Annotated in this window: 17 protein-coding genes, 1 tRNA gene and 1 rRNA gene; 18 read left to right on the forward strand and 1 reads right to left on the reverse strand. The window is 39.3% G+C overall.

From position 1 onward, the window contains the following. Positions 1-87 precede the first annotated feature (87 nt). From OC530_RS09770 to gap, 11 genes are all read left to right on the forward strand, one after another. Entirely contained in the window at positions 88-1,761 is a 1,674-nt protein-coding gene (locus OC530_RS09770; protein ID WP_262081182.1) for a transcription antiterminator, read from the forward strand. Positions 1,762-1,872: 111 nt separating this feature from the next. Beyond that, entirely contained in the window at positions 1,873-2,964 is a 1,092-nt protein-coding gene (gene ulaG, locus OC530_RS09775; protein ID WP_001134228.1) for an L-ascorbate 6-phosphate lactonase, read from the forward strand. 113 nt (positions 2,965-3,077) lie between these two features. Then, on the forward strand, positions 3,078-5,054 hold the full coding sequence (tkt, locus tag OC530_RS09780) for a transketolase (RefSeq protein WP_262081183.1): 1,977 nt from the start codon (positions 3,078-3,080) through the stop codon (positions 5,052-5,054). Between the two features lie 116 nt (positions 5,055-5,170). Then, complete coding sequence (gene yajC, locus OC530_RS09785; protein WP_000445810.1) at positions 5,171-5,470, forward strand: preprotein translocase subunit YajC; 300 nt, start codon at positions 5,171-5,173, stop codon at positions 5,468-5,470. A gap of 46 nt (positions 5,471-5,516) precedes the next feature. After that, complete coding sequence (locus OC530_RS09790) at positions 5,517-5,960, forward strand: low molecular weight protein-tyrosine-phosphatase (RefSeq protein WP_112445379.1); 444 nt, start codon at positions 5,517-5,519, stop codon at positions 5,958-5,960. Next, positions 5,947-6,357, forward strand: a complete 411-nt coding sequence (locus OC530_RS09795; RefSeq protein ID WP_020902388.1) for an MORN repeat-containing protein — start codon at positions 5,947-5,949, stop codon at positions 6,355-6,357. Before OC530_RS09790 ends, OC530_RS09795 begins: the two co-directional genes overlap by 14 nt. Before the next feature lie 298 nt (positions 6,358-6,655). After that, on the forward strand, positions 6,656-9,307 hold the full coding sequence (gene adhE / locus OC530_RS09800; RefSeq protein ID WP_262081184.1) for a bifunctional acetaldehyde-CoA/alcohol dehydrogenase: 2,652 nt from the start codon (positions 6,656-6,658) through the stop codon (positions 9,305-9,307). Between the two features lie 121 nt (positions 9,308-9,428). Next, complete coding sequence (locus tag OC530_RS09805) at positions 9,429-10,349, forward strand: XRE family transcriptional regulator (RefSeq protein WP_262081185.1); 921 nt, start codon at positions 9,429-9,431, stop codon at positions 10,347-10,349. 315 nt (positions 10,350-10,664) lie between these two features. After that, positions 10,665-11,348, forward strand: coding sequence for an ABC transporter ATP-binding protein (locus OC530_RS09810; RefSeq protein WP_049522022.1), 684 nt, complete (start codon positions 10,665-10,667; stop codon positions 11,346-11,348). Next, positions 11,317-12,618, forward strand: a complete 1,302-nt coding sequence (locus tag OC530_RS09815; protein WP_262081186.1) for an ABC transporter permease — start codon at positions 11,317-11,319, stop codon at positions 12,616-12,618. Before OC530_RS09810 ends, OC530_RS09815 begins: the two co-directional genes overlap by 32 nt. Before the next feature lie 177 nt (positions 12,619-12,795). Continuing rightward, positions 12,796-13,806, forward strand: a complete 1,011-nt coding sequence (gene gap / locus OC530_RS09820) for a type I glyceraldehyde-3-phosphate dehydrogenase (protein ID WP_000260662.1) — start codon at positions 12,796-12,798, stop codon at positions 13,804-13,806. 68 nt (positions 13,807-13,874) lie between these two features. On the opposite strand, the gene OC530_RS09825 is transcribed toward gap, so the two are convergent. Further along, entirely contained in the window at positions 13,875-14,750 is an 876-nt protein-coding gene (locus OC530_RS09825) for an RluA family pseudouridine synthase (RefSeq protein ID WP_316043881.1), read from the reverse strand. A gap of 87 nt (positions 14,751-14,837) precedes the next feature. Here OC530_RS09825 and pbp2a point away from each other — a divergent pair, with 87 nt between their 5' ends. The 7 genes from pbp2a to OC530_RS09860 form a co-directional block, all read left to right on the forward strand. Beyond that, on the forward strand, positions 14,838-17,033 hold the full coding sequence (pbp2a, locus tag OC530_RS09830; RefSeq protein ID WP_262081187.1) for a penicillin-binding protein PBP2A: 2,196 nt from the start codon (positions 14,838-14,840) through the stop codon (positions 17,031-17,033). 52 nt (positions 17,034-17,085) lie between these two features. Further along, the gene (rpmG, locus tag OC530_RS09835; protein WP_001809375.1) at positions 17,086-17,238 is read left to right on the forward strand and encodes a 50S ribosomal protein L33; all 153 of its coding nucleotides are present in this window, start codon (positions 17,086-17,088) and stop codon (positions 17,236-17,238) included. 9 nt (positions 17,239-17,247) lie between these two features. Further along, positions 17,248-17,424 (forward strand): preprotein translocase subunit SecE, encoded by a 177-nt coding sequence (gene secE, locus OC530_RS09840; RefSeq protein ID WP_001210991.1) that lies wholly within the window; start codon positions 17,248-17,250, stop codon positions 17,422-17,424. 54 nt (positions 17,425-17,478) lie between these two features. Next, a complete protein-coding gene (gene nusG, locus OC530_RS09845; RefSeq protein ID WP_000376734.1) occupies positions 17,479-18,015 on the forward strand; it encodes a transcription termination/antitermination protein NusG in 537 nt (178 codons plus the stop codon). Positions 18,016-18,135: 120 nt separating this feature from the next. Further along, the gene (locus tag OC530_RS09850; RefSeq protein WP_218764753.1) at positions 18,136-18,615 is read left to right on the forward strand and encodes a sigma-70 family RNA polymerase sigma factor; all 480 of its coding nucleotides are present in this window, start codon (positions 18,136-18,138) and stop codon (positions 18,613-18,615) included. 92 nt (positions 18,616-18,707) lie between these two features. Beyond that, positions 18,708-18,779, forward strand: a tRNA-Glu gene (locus tag OC530_RS09855). Positions 18,780-19,022: 243 nt separating this feature from the next. Continuing rightward, a 16S ribosomal RNA gene (locus tag OC530_RS09860) occupies positions 19,023-19,101 on the forward strand; the annotation flags it as partial.

A 19,101-nucleotide genomic window follows, 5' to 3' on the forward strand; every position in this document is an offset into this window, starting at 1 on the left:
GCAGTGTATTTGAAATTTATTGTTTGACATATATGGTAAAATAGAAAGAGTTGTTACTGCATCATATACCAGTAGGGGGATTTTAATATGGTATTGGATAGAACAAGCTGTGAATTATTGTTATATCTTTTGAAACAGGAAGTTCCAAAAACAATTATGACAATTTCAAAAGATTTAGGGCAATCAAGGAGGAAAATCTATTATCACATCGATAAGATAAACGAGTTATTAGACCAAGAGAATCTTGCTATAGTTAGTCGTCCTCGTATTGGCATCTGCTTAACAGAGAAGCAACGTACCGCTTGTCGTCAACTTGTATCGGAGATGGATTCTTATGATTATGTTATGAGCGGGAAAGAGCGGATGCAAATGATGTTACTTTGGATAGGTATTTCTAAAGAACGTATCACACTTGAAAAATTGATGGACTTGACAGAAGTGTCTCGGAATACGGTTCTCAATGATTTAAATACCATCCGCTACCAACTGACCTTGGAGCAGTACCAGGTGACCTTGCAAGTTAGCAAATCGCAGGGTTATTACCTTCATGCCCATCCTCTCAACAAAATTCAGTATCTTCAATCGCTTTTATATCATATCTTTATGGAGGAAAATGCAACGTTTATTGCCATCTTAGAAGATAAGATGAAAGAGAGACTAGAGGATGAGTATTTCCTTTCTGTTGAGATGCATCGATTTTTTAAGGAACAGGTTCCCCTGGTTGAACAAGATTTAGGAAAGAAAATAAACCATCATGAAGTCACTTTTATGTTACAGGTGCTTCCTTACTTGCTGTTGAGTTGTAATAATGTGGTGCGATATCAGGAACGGCATCAGGAGATAGAAAAAGAGTTTTCCTTGATAAGAAAACGAATTGAGTATCAAGTGTCCAAGAAATTAGGAGAACGTTTGTTTCAGAAGTTTGGGATTTCCTTGTCAGAACTTGAGGTTTCCCTCGTAGCCGTTCTCCTCCTCTCCTATCGTAAGGATTTGGATATCCATGCAGAGAGCGATGATTTTCGGCAGTTGAAGCTTGCTCTAGAGGAATTTATCTGGTATTTTGAGTCGCAAGTTAGGATGGAAATTGAAAACAAGGAAGACTTATTACGGAATTTGATCATCCATTGTAAGGCTTTGTTGTTTAGAAAAACTTATGGTATCTTTTCTAAAAATCCACTGACCAAGCAAATTCGATCTAAGTATGGAGAATTATTTTCAGTTACTAGAAAATCTGCAGAAATTTTAGAGGGGACATGGTTTGTTCGACTAACAGACGATGATATTGCCTATCTCACTATTCATGTTGGAGGATTTCTGAAGTATACTCCTTCTTCTCAAAATGATATGAAAAAAATTTATCTTGTTTGTGATGAAGGTGTCGGGGTTTCGAAACTCTTGCTGAAGCAATGCCGGCTTTATTTGCCGAATGAGCAAATTGGTACTGTATTTACAACAGAACAATTTAAGAGTGTGGAAGATATTGCACAAGTTGATGTAGTGATTACTACTAATGATGATTTGGATAGCAGATTTCCGATTTTAAGGGTTAATCCTATCCTTGAAGCAGAAGATATTTTGAAAATGCTAGACTATCTTAAACACAATATATTTCGTAATGAGAGCAAAAGTTTCAGTGAAAATCTTTCTAGTCTTATTTCGTCTTATATTGTAGACAGTAAGTTGGCTAGTAAGTTCCAAGAAGAGGTTCAAACACTTATAAATCAAGAAATAGTAGTTCAAGCTTTTTTGGAAGATATTTGAAGGACAGTCCAATGATGAACACAAACCTGTGTTTTTCTTGGTCTTTTTTAGTGTTTTGAAGGGTGGTATACTAATCTCAAAGATAACAATTATATCCAAAGGAGGCAACATATGCCAAACGTCAAAGAAATTACAAGAGAGTCATGGATTTTAGCTACTTTTCCAGAGTGGGGAACCTGGTTGAACGAAGAAATCGAAGAAGAAGTCGTACCTGAAGGTAACTTTGCCATGTGGTGGCTAGGCAACTGTGGTACTTGGATTAAGACACCAGGTGGTGCTAACGTTGTTATGGATCTTTGGTCAAATCGTGGAAAATCAACTAAAAAAGTGAAAGATATGGTTCGAGGGCATCAAATGGCAAATATGGCAGGTGTTCGTAAGTTGCAACCAAACTTGCGTGTTCAGCCAATGGTTATTGATCCATTTGCTATCAACGAACTCGACTACTACTTGGTTTCACACTTTCATAGTGACCATATCGACCCATACACAGCTGCAGCAATTCTCAACAATCCTAAGTTAGAGCATGTTAAGTTTATCGGTCCCTACCATTGTGGACGAATCTGGGAAGGATGGGGTGTTCCAAAAGAACGTATCATCGTTGTTAAACCAGGTGACACTATCGAATTAAAAGATATGAAGATTCATGCAGTAGAATCATTTGACCGTACTTGCTTGGTTACTCTACCAGTGAACGGTGCTGATGAGACAGGCGGTGAACTTGCCGGACTAGCTGTTACGGATGAAGAAATGGCTCAAAAGGCTGTTAACTATGTCTTTGAAACACCAGGTGGAACTATATATCATGGTGCAGATTCTCACTTCTCAAACTACTTTGCAAAACATGGTAAAGACTTTAAAATTGATGTTGCTTTGAATAACTATGGTGAAAATCCAGTAGGTATCCAAGATAAAATGACCTCTATCGATCTTCTTCGTATGGCAGAAAATCTACGTGCTAAAGTCATTATCCCAGTTCACTATGATATCTGGTCTAACTTTATGGCTTCTACAAATGAAATCTTAGAATTATGGGAAATGAGAAAAGATCGTCTGCAATACGATTTCCATCCATTTATCTGGGAAGTTGGCGGTAAATACACTTATCCTCAAGATCAACACTTAGTAGAATACCATCATCCACGTGGTTTTGATGATTGTTTTGAACAAGACTCCAACATTCAATTTAAAGCTTTGCTATAATATAAAAATATTCCTTGGAGGTTATCCGTATGTTGCATGATACGGATAATTTTCATATAATAGTAAAATAGAATGTGTGATCCAATAATCACCTCAAATAGAAAGGAAATTCTATGTCAAATCTATCTGTTAATGCAATCCGTTTCCTAGGTATTGACGCTATCAACAAAGCCAACTCAGGTCACCCAGGTGTGGTTATGGGAGCAGCTCCGATGGCTTATAGCCTCTTTACAAAACAACTTCGTATCAATCCATCCCAACCAAACTGGATTAACCGCGACCGTTTTATTCTTTCAGCAGGACATGGTTCAATGCTCCTGTATGCCCTTCTTCACCTCTCTGGCTTTGAAGATGTCAGTATGGATGAGATCAAGAGCTTCCGTCAATGGGGTTCAAAAACACCTGGTCACCCAGAATTTGGTCATACAGCAGGGATTGATGCTACGACAGGTCCTCTAGGTCAAGGGATCTCAACTGCTACTGGTTTTGCCCAAGCAGAACGTTTCTTGGCAGCCAAATATAACCGCGAAGGCTACAATATCTTTGACCACTACACTTACGTTATTTGTGGAGACGGAGATTTGATGGAAGGTGTTTCAAGTGAGGCGGCTTCATACGCAGGCTTGCAAAAACTAGACAAGTTGGTTGTTCTTTATGATTCAAATGACATCAACTTGGATGGTGAGACAAAAGATTCCTTTACAGAAAGTGTTCGTGACCGTTACAATGCCTACGGTTGGCATACTGCCTTGGTTGAAGATGGAACAGACTTGGAAGCAATCCAAGCTGCTATCGAAACAGCTAAAGCTTCAGGCAAACCATCTTTGATTGAAGTGAAGACTGTGATTGGATACGGTTCTCCAAACAAACAAGGAACTAATGCTGTACACGGTGCTCCTCTTGGAGCAGATGAAACTGCAGCAACTCGCCAAGCACTTGGTTGGGACTATGAACCATTTGAAATCCCAGAACAAGTATATGATGATTTCAAAGAACATGTTGCAGACCGTGGCGCATCAGCTTATGAAGCTTGGACAAAATTAGTTGCTGATTATAAAGAAGCGCATCCAGAATTGGCTGCAGAAGTAGAAGCCATTATTGATGGACGTGATCCAGTTGAAGTGACTCCAGCAGACTTCCCAGCTTTAGAAAATGGTTTCTCTCAAGCAACTCGTAATTCAAGCCAAGATGCCTTGAATGTTGTGGCAGCTAAGTTACCAACCTTCCTAGGTGGATCAGCTGACCTAGCTCACTCAAATATGACTTATATCAAAACTGACGGACTTCAAGACGATGCCAATCGCTTGAACCGTAACATTCAGTTTGGTGTTCGTGAATTTGCAATGGGAACGATCTTGAACGGGATGGCCCTTCATGGTGGACTTCGTGTATACGGTGGAACTTTCTTCGTCTTCTCTGACTATGTGAAGGCAGCTGTCCGCTTGTCAGCCTTGCAAGGTCTTCCTGTGACTTATGTCTTTACCCACGATTCAATCGCAGTTGGAGAAGACGGTCCAACGCATGAACCGGTGGAACATTTGGCAGGTCTTCGTGCCATGCCAAATCTAAACGTTTTCCGTCCAGCAGATGCGCGTGAAACGCAAGCAGCTTGGTACCTTGCAGTGACAAGTGAGAAAACACCAACTGCCCTTGTCTTGACACGTCAAAACTTGACTGTTGAAGAGGGAACAGACTTCGACAAGGTTGCAAAAGGTGCCTATGTTGTCTATGAAAATGCAGCAGACTTTGATACCATCTTGATTGCGACAGGTTCAGAGGTCAATCTTGCTGTCTCAGCTGCCAAAGAATTGGCTAGTCAAGGTGAAAAAGTCCGCGTAGTCAGCATGCCATCTACAGATGTCTTTGATAAACAAGATGTAGCTTACAAGGAAGAAATTCTTCCAAATGCAGTTCGCCGTCGTGTTGCAGTCGAAATGGGTGCAAGTCAAAACTGGTACAAATACGTTGGTCTCGATGGTGCCGTTCTCGGTATTGATACCTTCGGAGCCTCTGCCCCAGCACCAAAAGTATTGGCAGAATATGGCTTTACTGTAGAAAATCTTGTAAAAGTGGTTCAAAACTTGAAATAATCCTAAAAATCAGGGCGTAAGCTCTGGTTTTTCTTACCAGAAAAGTAAGGTACAATCTTGTAAAAGTAGCCGAAATTTGATATAGTAGTCCTATGTAAAAGACAAAGGAGAATATAATGGAATCACAATATACATTTTTAATCATTCTTGTGGCTATGGTGGGCTTGATGTTCTTTACGCAACGCTCTCAAAAGAAACAAGCGCAAAAACGTATGGAAAGCTTGAATAAACTACAAAAAGGCTATGAAGTGATTACAATCGGTGGACTTTATGGAACAGTCGATGAAGTAGATACGGAGAAGAAAACAATTGTTCTTGATGTAGATGGAGTTTACTTGACGTTTGAACTAGCTGCTATCAAGACCGTATTACCACTTAAAGAAACAGCTTCACTCGAAGGTGCAATTGAAAAATAAGACGGGATTACGAACTCCCGTTTTTCTATAAAAGAAAGGAAATGGGATGAAAAAATTAGTCTTTGTCTGTCTAGGAAATATTTGCCGCAGCCCTATGGCCGAGTTTGTGATGAAATCAATGACAGATAATTATGAAATCCAAAGTCGAGCGACTTCTTCTTGGGAACATGGCAATCCGATTCATAAGGGAACTCAAGGGATTTTTCAAGAGTATGAGATTCCTTATAACAAAGCCAAAACATCGCTTCAGATTAGTAAGGAAGATTTTGAAGCCTTTGATTATATTATCGGCATGGATGCTTCAAATGTTTCTGACTTACGTCAGATGTGTCCAGTAGACTGTCAAGATAAGATTTACTCATTTGCATCTGAAAGTGTTCCAGATCCTTGGTATACAGGAGATTTTGAGGAAACCTATCAGCGTGTTCAGGAGGGTTGTCAAGCTTGGTTAAAACGTTTAGAAAAGGAGAGTGAAGGTGGAAAATCTTAAGAATTTTTACGAAAAGTATCGTGTCTATCTGACTCGTCCACGTTTAGAGCTTTTGGCAGTAGTTACCATTGTTTTCTGTGCTGTACTCGTCTTTTTTCTAAATATTCCCGGAAAAGGTGTTCTAAAGCTTGATAATGGAACGATTGTTTACGATGGCAGTCTTGTCCGTGGTAAAATGAATGGGCAAGGTACCATTACCTTCCAAAATGGAGACCAATATACAGGTGGTTTCAACAATGGAGCCTTCAACGGAAAAGGCACCTTTCAATCCAAAGAAGGCTGGACCTACGAAGGTGATTTTGTAAATGGTCAGGCTGAAGGAAAAGGAAAACTAACAACAGAACAAGAAGTCGTTTATGAAGGGACTTTTAAACAAGGCGTTTTTCAACAAAAATAAAGCCTCCTTATCAAAGGAGGTATTGTTAGAATGTTCAGGTAAGCGCTTACCTGCAAATCCCTTTCTTTCCAAGTCCCCCTTCCAAGTAAGTTTGTGAAATAAAAAATATTTGAAATAAATTTCACAAACTCTAAAGAAAAAACTTGATAAGCAAAGAAAATGAGAAAGATTTCACAAGGTGCTAAAAATTCTTTGTGAAATGTTTGTGAAACTGTTTACAAAATTGAAATAATGCGTTATAATAAACTTGTGAAAAAATTAACAAGGGATTGAATCCTTGAAAGCTATGGAGGAAAATATGGCTGATAAAAAAACTGTGACACCAGAGGAAAAGAAACTCGCTGCTGAAAAGCATGTCGATGGATTGGTGCAAAAAGCTCTAGTTGCTCTTGAAGAAATGCGTAAGTTGGATCAAGAGCAGGTTGACTACATCGTAGCTAAAGCGTCAGTGGCAGCTTTGGATGCCCACGGAGAATTGGCTTTACATGCCTATGAAGAAACAGGACGTGGTGTATTTGAAGATAAAGCAACTAAGAACTTGTTTGCTTGTGAACACGTAGTAAACAACATGCGCCACACTAAGACAGTTGGCGTTATCGAAGAAGACGATGTAACAGGTTTGACTCTTATTGCTGAACCAGTTGGTGTTGTCTGTGGTATCACTCCTACAACAAACCCAACATCAACAGCAATCTTTAAGGCGTTGATTTCATTGAAGACTCGTAATCCAATCGTTTTTGCCTTCCACCCATCAGCTCAAGAGTCATCAGCTCATGCAGCTCGTATCGTTCGCGATGCAGCTATAGCAGCTGGTGCTCCTGAAAACTGTGTACAATGGATTACTCAACCATCTATGGAAGCAACAAGTGCCCTTATGAACCACGAAGGTGTTGCGACAATCCTTGCAACTGGTGGTAATGCCATGGTTAAAGCCGCATACTCATGTGGTAAACCAGCTCTTGGGGTAGGTGCCGGTAACGTTCCAGCTTATGTTGAAAAATCAGCTAACATCCGCCAAGCTGCACACGATATCGTCATGTCTAAATCATTTGATAACGGTATGGTCTGTGCCTCAGAGCAAGCGGTTATCATTGATAAAGAAATTTACGATGAATTTGTAGCAGAGTTCAAATCTTACCACACTTACTTTGTAAACAAAAAAGAAAAAGCACTTCTTGAAGAGTTCTGCTTCGGCGTGAAAGCAAACAGCAAAAACTGTGCGGGTGCAAAATTGAACGCTGACATCGTTGGTAAACCAGCAACTTGGATTGCAGAACAAGCAGGATTTACAGTTCCAGAAGGAACAAACATTCTTGCTGCAGAATGTAAAGAAGTTGGTGAAAATGAGCCATTGACTCGTGAAAAATTGTCACCAGTTATCGCAGTTTTGAAATCTGAAAGCCGTGAAGATGGTATTACTAAGGCTCGTCAAATGGTCGAATTTAACGGTCTGGGACACTCAGCAGCTATCCACACAGCTGACGAAGAATTGACTAAAGAATTTGGTAAAGCTGTTAAAGCTATTCGTGTTATCTGTAACTCACCTTCTACTTTCGGTGGTATCGGGGACGTTTACAATGCCTTCTTGCCATCATTGACACTTGGATGTGGTTCTTACGGACGCAACTCAGTTGGGGATAACGTTAGTGCCATTAACCTCTTGAACATCAAAAAAGTCGGAAGACGGAGAAATAACATGCAATGGATGAAACTTCCTTCAAAAACATACTTTGAACGTGATTCAATTCAATACCTTCAAAAATGTCGTGACGTTGAACGTGTCATGATCGTTACTGACCATGCCATGGTAGAGCTTGGTTTCCTTGATCGTATCATCGAACAACTTGATCTTCGTCGCAATAAGGTTGTTTACCAAATCTTTGCTGATGTGGAACCAGATCCAGATATCACAACTGTAAATCGTGGTACTGAGATTATGCGTGCCTTCAAACCAGATACAATTGTCGCTCTCGGTGGTGGATCTCCAATGGATGCTGCTAAAGTAATGTGGCTCTTCTATGAACAACCAGAAGTGGACTTCCGTGACCTTGTTCAAAAATTCATGGATATCCGTAAACGTGCCTTCAAGTTCCCATTGCTTGGTAAGAAGACTAAATTCATCGCGATTCCAACTACATCTGGTACAGGATCTGAAGTAACACCATTTGCCGTTATCTCTGATAAAGCAAATAACCGTAAATACCCAATCGCCGACTACTCATTGACACCAACTGTGGCAATCGTAGACCCTGCTTTGGTATTGACAGTTCCTGGATTTGTTGCTGCGGATACTGGTATGGACGTATTGACTCACGCGACTGAAGCTTACGTATCACAAATGGCTAGCGACTACACTGACGGTCTTGCACTTCAAGCCATCAAACTTGTATTCGAAAACCTTGAAAGCTCAGTTAAGAATGCAGACTTCCACTCACGTGAGAAAATGCATAACGCTTCAACAATCGCTGGTATGGCCTTTGCTAATGCCTTCCTAGGTATTTCTCACTCAATGGCCCATAAGATTGGTGCGCAATTCCACACAATCCACGGTCGTACGAATGCTATCTTGCTTCCATATGTCATTCGCTACAACGGTACACGTCCAGCTAAGACAGCAACATGGCCTAAGTACAACTACTACCGTGCAGATGAAAAATACCAAGATATCGCACGCATGCTTGGCCTTCCAGCTTCTACACCAGAAGAAGGTGTGGAATCTTACGCAAAAGCTGTCTATGAACTTGGTGAGCGCGTAGGTATCCAAATGAACTTCAAAGCACAAGGAATCGATGAAAAAAAATGGAAAGAACATTCTCGTGAATTGGCCTTCCTTGCTTATGAAGATCAATGTTCACCAGCTAACCCACGTCTTCCAATGGTTGACCACATGCAAGAAATCATCGAAGATTCTTACTATGGTTACAAAGAAAGACCAGGACGCCGTAAATAATTGTTATCAGCCTAGAGGCAGGAATTTCCTGTCTCTTTTTTGTAATTCTATTTGAAAAATGGTATAATCATCGCATATATTTATTTGAAAATCAAATCTTTTATAATCATGCGAGGGGCAAATGAACAAGATAAATGAGTTAGGGGATAAAGTGCGACTTTTAAGAGAGGAGAAAGGACTTAGTCGTCCAGTTTTTTGCGGGAATGAGTCTGAATTATCAGTCCGTCAGTTGGTGCGGATAGAAAAAGGAGAATTTCGCCCGACTATAAAAACACTAGAATATATTGCAGAACGATTAGAAATTCCGTCCTATGTCTTGATGCCAGATTATAAGGAATTACCCAAGCGTTACCAAGAATTAAAATACTTTCTTTTACATCATCCTGACTATGGAGACAAGGAGTTGCAGGAACAAAAGGAAGAATATTTCGATGAGATTTTTGAGTGTTTTTATGATGATTTGCCACGTGATGAGAAAGTGCTAGTGGATTGTCTTCAAGCCATAGATGAAGTGAGAGCGACTAGTAATTCCTTATACGGAAGTGGTGTGATTGAGGACGGTCTTCAAGACTTACTATCCAGAGATGTATATAAAGCCGAGGACTTGTTGAAATTGAGACTGTATTTCAACTGTCAGTTAATGGATGGTTTAAATGTGGGTGAGATAAAAGAATCTGAGCATGAAACCATTCTTTGTTTTCATGACAAACTAAGTTCTCAGGTTGATAAGATAGAGTTCGATTGTTTGGACTTGCTTAGATATTCCTTGTTAGCTTCTTTAGCTTGTATAGAAATTATGGGGTTGTTTCATTATTTTAAGAGAGCAGTCGAGACCTTAAATAAAATAGGACAAAAAACACGAGATTTCCAAAAGCAACCGATTGTCTTGATGGTGGAGTGGAAATATTATATTCATACCGATTATGATACAGCCAAACAAAAGTATGAAGAAGCAAAAATGATGGCGAGGATGTTTGGTAATGAGAAGTTACTCGTTAGTTTAGATAAGGAATGGAGCGAAGACTTAGAAAGGTATTATTAAATGATTTATAGGAGTGACATTTCTGTCATTGGGGAAATGTCGCTTTTTTGTTACAATGAATTTTATACTCAATGAAAATCAAAGAGCAAATTAGGAAACTAGCCGCAGGCTGTACTTGAGTACGGCAAGGCGACGTTGACGTGGTTTGAAGAGATTTTCGAAGAGTATTACTTGATATACATCCAGAAGCAAACTAGGCAATAGAGAAAAAATTCTAAGCAGTAGGTTCATAGTGGCAATCAGTGCTGATGTCGCTTGAAGGCTTTTCTATAATTATGATGTATGACGATAACAGTTTTAAATAAGGGGGAAAGAATGTCCATTTTATCCATTAAAAATATTTCAAAGTTTTACACTTTGGACGGTAAACATCAAGAGCAGGCTCTAAGAAATATAAACCTGCAGATTGCAAAAGGTAAAATTACAGCGATTTATGGTCCGTCAGGCTGTGGCAAAACCAGTCTACTAAACATCATCAGTGGTTTAGATAGACAATATGAAGGAGATTTAGAGTTTAAAGGGGAATCCCTCCGTGACTTATCAGAGATTGAACTAACTCAATTTCGTAAAGATAAGATTGGATTTGTGTTTCAAAACTTTAACCTCATTCCTCATCAGTCTGTCTTGGACAATGTCAAATTACCTCTCTATGTCAAAGATTTATCTGACAGGGAGATGACAATGATTGCAAAGGAGCAATTAAGTAACTTAGGCATGGAGCCTTTTGTAGCTAAAAATGTTAAACAGCTTTCTGGCGGGCAAAAGCAACGCGTAGCAATCGCGCGTGCACTGGTAAATCAGCCAGATATGATTGTAGCAGATGAGCCAACGGGTTCGCTGGATTCTCAATCCCAAGAAATGGTATTGGAAGTATTTAAAAAATTAGCCCAAACAGGGAAAACAGTACTGATTGTAACCCATAATCCAGAGGTTGCCGAATATGCAGATGTGATTATCAAAATGAAGGATGGTGAAGTCGTTGAAGAAGTCAAAAAATAAAGGATTATCATTGAAAAATAAATTCAAGCTTTCTTTAAATAACTTTATGGAAAGAAAGTGGCGTAACCTATTGATTGCGCTAGCAACTTCAATCGGTTTTGTAGGAGTCTTAATTTTTTTCGGCTTGGGAAATGCATTGATTTCGATGATTGATGAAAATACGAATGGAGGTCAAATCCCTTCTCAAGTTCAGATTGCTTTAAACACAAAAAATGTTGGACGAGGCTTTTTGAACCAAGATGATAAGAACTATATCACGGATACAGTTGGCAAAGAAACTATTAAATATTTGGAGAGTCCTTTTGGGATGATCATGTCAAATATTACTATAGATGGTCAAGAAATGGATCTGAGTCAAACGATGCCTTCTTATGCTCAAGTGGTGAGTCTCTATGAGGATACAAGTATCTCTGTTAGTAGTAATGAGGCGGACAAAGTATTAGCCGGTTCCCTCTATACTGATTCAAATGAACAGGGATTGACGATTCCAAGCAGTTTACTAAAAAATTGGAATGAACAGACAGGAAAAAATCTGACAGCTAGTGATATTATTGGCAAATCAGTCTCAGCCAGCATTGTAGAAAATGATGCTGAAGCTAGCAAGACTGCTCAATTTCAAACAAAGATTGTACGTGTAATCAATGATGAAGATGACTTGGAGGACAGCAACAGTTTCATGCCGTCTCATCAAATGGAAACGATTTTGAAAGAGGCTGGATTTACAAAAGCTGTATCTTATTTTATCTTGGAACTCAAAGATCCATCACAAACAAAAGCGATAACAGAAGAATTGCAGAAAAACAAGAAGTATACTGTTCTTTCTCAACAGAAGGTTCTTGATATTGTGATTACTTTTATTCGTGTCATTCAGGGATTGTTGATTGTACTTTCATCACAAGCTATTGTGGTAGCAGCGGTCATGATTGGTATCATCATTTACATCAATATCATGCAACGTTCTAAGGAAATAGGTGTCATGAAGGCAGTTGGTTATCAAAATCGCGATGTCAAAGGGATTTTTATTTACGAGGCTATTTGGATTGTAGGCATTGCCTTGCTGCTGGCATTTTTGGTTGCACAAGGGGTGGGAAGTTTGGCGAATGTGATTGTAAGTCACTTTTACCCATCCATCACGAAGGTTTTTGAATTAAATTTGTTATCTGTTTTAGGAACTCTAGCTTTCGCTCTCTTACTTGGCTATGTCTCAGCCTACTTCCCAGCACGTAAAATTAGTAAAATGGATCCTGTAGAATCGCTACGATATGAATAGTAAGGGATTTCCTTGATTTACAGTCTTAAAAAGAAACTAACATAGAAAAACAATGCCCGTACTTGCAATTCAACTCAAATAGTTATATAATAGGTTTGTTGAAAGGTGATTTGTAGTGATTCAAGTTACTCTTTTCACAATAAAAATTTCATGATTTTCATAAGGAGGAAATCACTAATGGTAGTTAAAGTTGGTATTAACGGTTTCGGACGTATCGGTCGTCTTGCTTTCCGTCGTATCCAAAACGTAGAAGGTGTTGAAGTTACTCGTATCAACGACCTTACAGATCCAGTCATGCTTGCACACTTGTTGAAATACGACACAACTCAAGGTCGTTTCGACGGTACTGTTGAAGTTAAAGAAGGCGGATTTGAAGTTAACGGTAAATTCATCAAAGTTTCTGCTGAACGTGATCCAGAACAAATCGACTGGGCTAACGACGGTGTAGAAATCGTTCTTGAAGCTACTGGTTTCTTTGCTAAGAAAGCAGCTGCTGAAAAACACTTGCACGCTGGTGGAGCTAAAAAAGTTGTTATCACTGCTCCTGGTGGAAACGACGTTAAAACAGTTGTATTCAACACTAACCACGACGTTCTTGACGGTACTGAAACAGTTATCTCAGGTGCTTCATGTACTACAAACTGCTTGGCTCCAATGGCTAAAGCTCTTCAAGACAACTTTGGTGTTGTTGAAGGATTGATGACTACTATCCACGCTTACACTGGTGACCAAATGATTCTTGACGGACCACACCGTGGTGGTGACCTTCGCCGTGCTCGCGCTGGTGCTGTAAACATCGTTCCTAACTCAACTGGTGCTGCAAAAGCTATCGGTCTTGTAATCCCAGAATTGAACGGTAAATTGGACGGAGCTGCTCAACGTGTTCCTGTTCCAGCAGGTTCTGTAACTGAGTTGGTAGCAGTTCTTGAAAAGAACGTTACTGTTGACGAAGTGAACGCAGCTATGAAAGCAGCTTCAAACGAATCATACGGATACACTGAAGATCCAATCGTATCTTCAGATATCCTAGGTATGTCTTACGGTTCATTGTTTGACGCAACTCAAACTAAAGTTCTTGACGTTGACGGTAAACAATTAGTTAAAGTTGTATCATGGTACGACAACGAAATGTCATACACTGCACAACTTGTTCGTACTCTTGAATACTTCGCAAAAATCGCTAAATAATTCTTGAGTCGATAAAAAGCAAGGCCTCATGGTCTTGCTTTTCTTATATGGAAAAATGGATGACGCAATCATCCATTCTTTTTTAACTCTTTTTCAAATGTATCTGAAAGAGCAGTAAAGCTTAACTTTTTTAAAGTAAGCGGATGGGTAAAGGAAAGTCGAAAGGCATGAAGCATAAGCCGACTTGTCTTTGATTTACTATTATAGAGAGGGTCACCCAAGATGGGGAAGTTATGATGAGAAAGGTGCACACGAATCTGATGGGTTCGCCCTGTCTTTAGCTTGCAATGAACCAAGGAAGTCTTATTTGAGAATTGCTTTAATCTGCTTACATGCGTTTCAGCATATTGCCCATTTTTTGCATCAACTATTCTTTTTCTACGATCATGGCGATCACGTCCAATTTTGTCTCTGAAAACAAGCTCTTTACGGTTGGCATTTCCATCAACTAGAGCCCAATATTCCCTAGAAATCTCTTTTTTCTCCAATAAGCGATTGAGAATGGGCAGGATAAAAGGATTTTTGGCAAAGAGAATCAAACCACTGGTTTCCATATCCAGGCGGTGAACGACATAGCAGGTTTGGCCAACATAGGCACTGACATGGTTAAGAAGGGCGATTTCGTTTGGCTGATTACCATGCGTTTTCATACCCTCAGGTTTGTTCACAATAACCAAGTGTTGATCTTGATAGACTTCTTGAATTAAGTCTGGGTTGCCCCAAGGGATTTCTTTTTCGGGATAATCTTCCTCGTCAAAAGTTAACTGGCAAATATCTCCAGGATTTACGATTTCGTTCCAGTGGACTTCTTCTTGGTTTATCAAAATATGTTTCTTGATTCTCAAAAAATGACGGATTTTTCTAGGGATGAGGAGTTGTTCCTCAAGTAATTGCTTTACCGTCATTTGAGGTAGAGAGTCTGGTAATGTAAATGTGAATTTCATACAGATATTGTAACAAAAAAAAGCCCTATTTGGATAGAAAATAGCTAAATTCTTGTCTTCCTATGATGAAGATGATAAAATAAACGCATGAAATTAGATAAATTATTCGAGAAATTTCTTTCTCTTTTTAAAAAAGAAACAAGTGAATCAGAGGATTCTGGGTCTACTAGCTTGCGTCGCTCTCGTAGTGATCGAAAAAAATTAGCCCAAGTAGGTCCAATTCGAAAATTCTGGCGTCGTTATCATCTAACAAAGATTGTCCTTATACTAGGTTTGAGTGCAGGCTTACTAGTTGGAACCTATTTGTTTGCTGTAGCTAAGTCAACCAATGTTAACGATTTGCAAAACGCCTTGAAAACTCGGACTCTCATTTTTGACCGTGAAGAAAAAGAGGCTGGTGCTTTGTCTGGTCAAAAAGGAACTTATGTTGAACTGACTGACATCAGTAAAAACTTGCAGAATGCTGTTATTGCGACAGAAGACCGTTCTTTCTATAAAAACGACGGGATTAACTATGGTCGCTTCTTCTTGGCTATTGTCACTGCTGGACGTTCAGGTGGTGGCTCTACTATTACCCAACAGCTGGCTAAAAACGCCTATTTGTCACAGGATCAAACTGTTGAGAGAAAAGCAAAAGAATTTTTCTTGGCTTTAGAATTGACTAAAAAATATAGCAAGGATCAGATCCTAACCATGTACCTTAACAATGCCTATTTTGGAAATGGTGTGTGGGGTGTAGAAGATGCGAGTAAGAAATACTTTGGAGTTTCTGCATCAGAAGTGAGTCTGGATCAAGCTGCGACTCTGGCAGGGATGCTCAAAGGGCCGGAACTGTATAATCCTTTGAATTCCGTACAAGATTCGACTAATCGTCGCGACACTGTCTTACAAAATATGGTTGCAGCAGGATATATTGATAAAAACCAAGAAACCGAAGCTGCAGAAGTTGATATGAATTCGCAATTGCACGATAAGTATGAAGGGAAAATCTCAGATTACCGCTATCCTTCTTACTTTGATGCTGTGGTTAATGAGGCTGTTTCCAAGTATAATCTAACAGAGGAAGAGATTGTCAATAATGGCTACCGCATTTACACAGAGCTGGACCAAAACTACCAAGCAAATATGCAGGTTGTCTATGAAAACACCTCGCTATTTCCGAGGGCAGAGGATGGAACATTTGCTCAATCAGGAAGCGTAGCTCTTGAACCGAAAACAGGAGGAGTTCGTGGAGTTGTCGGTCAAGTTGCTGACAATGATAAAACTGGATTCCGGAATTTCAACTATGCAACTCAATCAAAACGTAGCCCTGGTTCTACAATTAAGCCTTTAGTTGTTTATACGCCAGCAGTTGAGGCAGGTTGGGCTTTGAATAAGCTCTTGGATAACCATACCATGCAGTATGACAGCTATAAGGTAGATAACTATGCAGGAATCAAAACGAGTCGAGAAGTTCCTATGTATCAAGCCTTGGCAGAATCGCTTAATCTACCTGCTGTTGCCACTGTTAATGATTTGGGTGTTGACAAGGCTTTTGAGGCAGGAGAAAAATTTGGACTCAACATGGATAAGGTCGACCGTGTTCTTGGTGTCGCCTTGGGAAGTGGCGTCGAAACCAATCCTCTGCAAATGGCTCAAGCATATGCAGTTTTTGCCAATGAAGGTTTAATGCCGGAGGCACATTTTATTAGTAGAATTGAAAATGCTAGTGGACAAGTTATTGCAAGCCATAAAAATTCACAAAAACGAGTGATTGATAAAGCTGTAGCTGACAAGATGACTAGTATGATGTTGGGGACATTCACCAACGGAACCGGTATTAGTTCATCGCCTGCAGATTATGTCATGGCAGGGAAAACTGGTACAACCGAAGCTGTTTTTAATCCTGAATACACAAGTGACCAGTGGGTAATTGGCTATACTCCGGATGTAGTGATTAGTCACTGGCTTGGTTTCCCGACCACTGATGAAAATCACTATCTAGCAGGTTCTACATCAAATGGTGCAGCCTATGTCTTTAGAAATATTGCAAATACCATTTTACCTTATACGCCAGGAAGTACCTTCACAGTTGAAAATGGATATAAGAAAAATGGAATTGCACCAGCTAACACAAAAAGACAAGTACAAACCAATGATAATAGCCAGATAGATGATAATTTGTCTGATATTCGAGGACGTGCGCAAAGTCTAGTAGATGAGGCTAGCCGGGCTATCTCAGATGCGAAGATTAAGGAAAAGGCTCAAACAATATGGGATTCGGTAGTCAATCTATTTCGCTAAGATGCTTGTCAAAGCCTAGCTTTCTTGTTATAATAGATAAGATGGAGGCGTTATGGCACTAAAAAAAGCAAGCCTAGCTTGTGCGGTTTGTGGTTCGAGAAACTATTCAATCAAGATTAGTGGAAACCCCAAGCCTACACGACTAGAAGTAAATAAATTTTGTAAGCATTGTGGTAAGTACACTACACACAGAGAAACGAGATAGGAGAGAGCGATGCGTTTTATTGGAGATATTTTTAGACTTCTTAAAGACACAACATGGCCAACTCGCAAGGAAAGCTGGAGAGATTTTCGTTCTATCATGGAATACACAGCTTTCTTTGTAGTAATTATTTACATTTTTGACCAGTTGATTGTTTCAGGTTTGATTCGATTTATTAACATTTTTTAGAAGGCTAGTGGAGTTATTTACACTAGAAATCTTCTATTTATGAAAGGAAATATCATGGATAGTTTTGATAAAGGATGGTTTGTCTTACAAACTTATTCTGGTTATGAAAATAAGGTAAAAGAAAATCTATTACAACGTGCACAAACCTATAATATGTTGGATAATATTTTACGTGTTGAAATTCCAACACAAACCGTGCAAGTTGAAAAAAATGGAAAGAGAAAAGAAGTAGAAGAAAATCGCTTTCCAGGTTATGTTCTTGTAGAAATGGTGATGACAGATGAAGCTTGGTTTGTTGTTCGAAACACACCAAATGTTACAGGATTTGTCGGATCACACGGGAACAGATCAAAACCAACTCCATTATTGGAACAAGAAATTCGTGACATTTTGATATCTATGGGACAAACTGTTCAAGAATTTGATTTCGATGTTGAGGTTGGTCAAACTGTACGTATTATTGATGGTGCTTTTGCAGATTACACTGGTAAGATTACAGAAATTGATAATAACAAAGTGAAGATGATTATCTCTATGTTTGGTAATGACACAGTTGCAGAAGTAAACCTAAACCAAATCGCAGAATTATAACCCTGAGAGAGGCTTGTCCTCTCTTTTTTGTGCAGTTGAGGAGCTAAAGGGAACAGAATGGAGGAAATGAACCCAACTAGCTTCTTTATTTGTTAGACTGTACACAGAAAGGGGAAAAGAATGATTAAAGAATTGTATGAAGAAGTCCAGGGAATTGTATATAAGTGTAGAAATGAATATTATCTTCATTTATGGGAGCTATCGGACTGGGACCAAGAGGGAATGATTTGCTTACATGAATTGATTAGTAGAGAAGAAGAATTGGTAGAAGATATCCCTCGTTTAAGGCAATATTTCAAAACAAAATTCCGAAATCGAATTTTAGACTATATCCGTAAGCAAGAAAGCCACAAACGAAGATATAATAAAGAACCTTATGAAGAAGTGGGTGAGATAAGTCATCGTATAAGTGAGGGCGGTCTGTGGCTAGATGATTATTATCTCTTTCATGAAACACTAAGAGATTATAGAAACAAACAAAGTAAAGAGAAACAAGAAGAACTAGAACGCGTCTTAAGAGATGAACGCTTCCGAGGGCGTCAAAGAGTGCTAAAGGACTTACGCATTGTGTTTAAAGAGTTTGACATCCGTACTCATTAGGAATTCATGCAAAAAAATAAAAAAATTTTAAAAAAGGTGTTGACAAAGTTTGAAAAGTCGGTATAATAGTAAGAGTTGAAAATAACAACTCTGGTCCGTTGGTCAAGGGGTTAAGACACCGCCTTTTCACGGCGGTAACACGGGTTCGAATCCCGTACGGACTATGGTATGTTGCGGTTGTAACACTTGATGAAAAAAGTTTTAAAAAAGTTTCAAAAAAGTGTTGACAAGCGAAAGTGACTGTGATATACTAATATAGTTGTCGCTTGAGAGAAGTAAGTGACAAAGACCTTTGAAAACTGAACAAGACGAACCAATGTGCAGGGCACTACAACCTTGGTTGTAGTACTGAACAATGAAAAAAACAATAAATCTGTCAGTGACAGAAATGAGTGAGAACTCAAACTTTTAATGAGAGTTTGATCCTGGCTCAGGACGAACGCTGGCGGCGTGCCTAATACATGCAAGTAGAACGCTGAAGGAGGA

Origin of the sequence: Streptococcus sp. Marseille-Q5619 (assembly GCF_946901205.1) — a bacterium.
GTDB lineage: Bacteria > Bacillota > Bacilli > Lactobacillales > Streptococcaceae > Streptococcus.

Coding starts and splice junctions, on each gene's coding strand:
- OC530_RS09770 (WP_262081182.1), top strand. CDS start 88: ATGGTATTGGATAGAACAAGCTGTGAATTATTGTTATATCTTTTGAAA.
- gap (WP_000260662.1), top strand. CDS start 12,796: ATGGTAGTTAAAGTTGGTATTAACGGTTTCGGACGTATCGGTCGTCTT.
- OC530_RS09790 (WP_112445379.1), top strand. CDS start 5,517: ATGAAAAAATTAGTCTTTGTCTGTCTAGGAAATATTTGCCGCAGCCCT.
- OC530_RS09805 (WP_262081185.1), top strand. CDS start 9,429: ATGAACAAGATAAATGAGTTAGGGGATAAAGTGCGACTTTTAAGAGAG.
- OC530_RS09815 (WP_262081186.1), top strand. CDS start 11,317: ATGGTGAAGTCGTTGAAGAAGTCAAAAAATAAAGGATTATCATTGAAA.
- OC530_RS09850 (WP_218764753.1), top strand. CDS start 18,136: ATGATTAAAGAATTGTATGAAGAAGTCCAGGGAATTGTATATAAGTGT.
- rpmG (WP_001809375.1), top strand. CDS start 17,086: ATGGCACTAAAAAAAGCAAGCCTAGCTTGTGCGGTTTGTGGTTCGAGA.
- yajC (WP_000445810.1), top strand. CDS start 5,171: ATGGAATCACAATATACATTTTTAATCATTCTTGTGGCTATGGTGGGC.
- tkt (WP_262081183.1), top strand. CDS start 3,078: ATGTCAAATCTATCTGTTAATGCAATCCGTTTCCTAGGTATTGACGCT.
- ulaG (WP_001134228.1), top strand. CDS start 1,873: ATGCCAAACGTCAAAGAAATTACAAGAGAGTCATGGATTTTAGCTACT.
- adhE (WP_262081184.1), top strand. CDS start 6,656: ATGGCTGATAAAAAAACTGTGACACCAGAGGAAAAGAAACTCGCTGCT.
- OC530_RS09810 (WP_049522022.1), top strand. CDS start 10,665: ATGTCCATTTTATCCATTAAAAATATTTCAAAGTTTTACACTTTGGAC.
- pbp2a (WP_262081187.1), top strand. CDS start 14,838: ATGAAATTAGATAAATTATTCGAGAAATTTCTTTCTCTTTTTAAAAAA.
- secE (WP_001210991.1), top strand. CDS start 17,248: ATGCGTTTTATTGGAGATATTTTTAGACTTCTTAAAGACACAACATGG.
- OC530_RS09825 (WP_316043881.1), bottom strand. CDS start 14,750: ATGAAATTCACATTTACATTACCAGACTCTCTACCTCAAATGACGGTA.
- nusG (WP_000376734.1), top strand. CDS start 17,479: ATGGATAGTTTTGATAAAGGATGGTTTGTCTTACAAACTTATTCTGGT.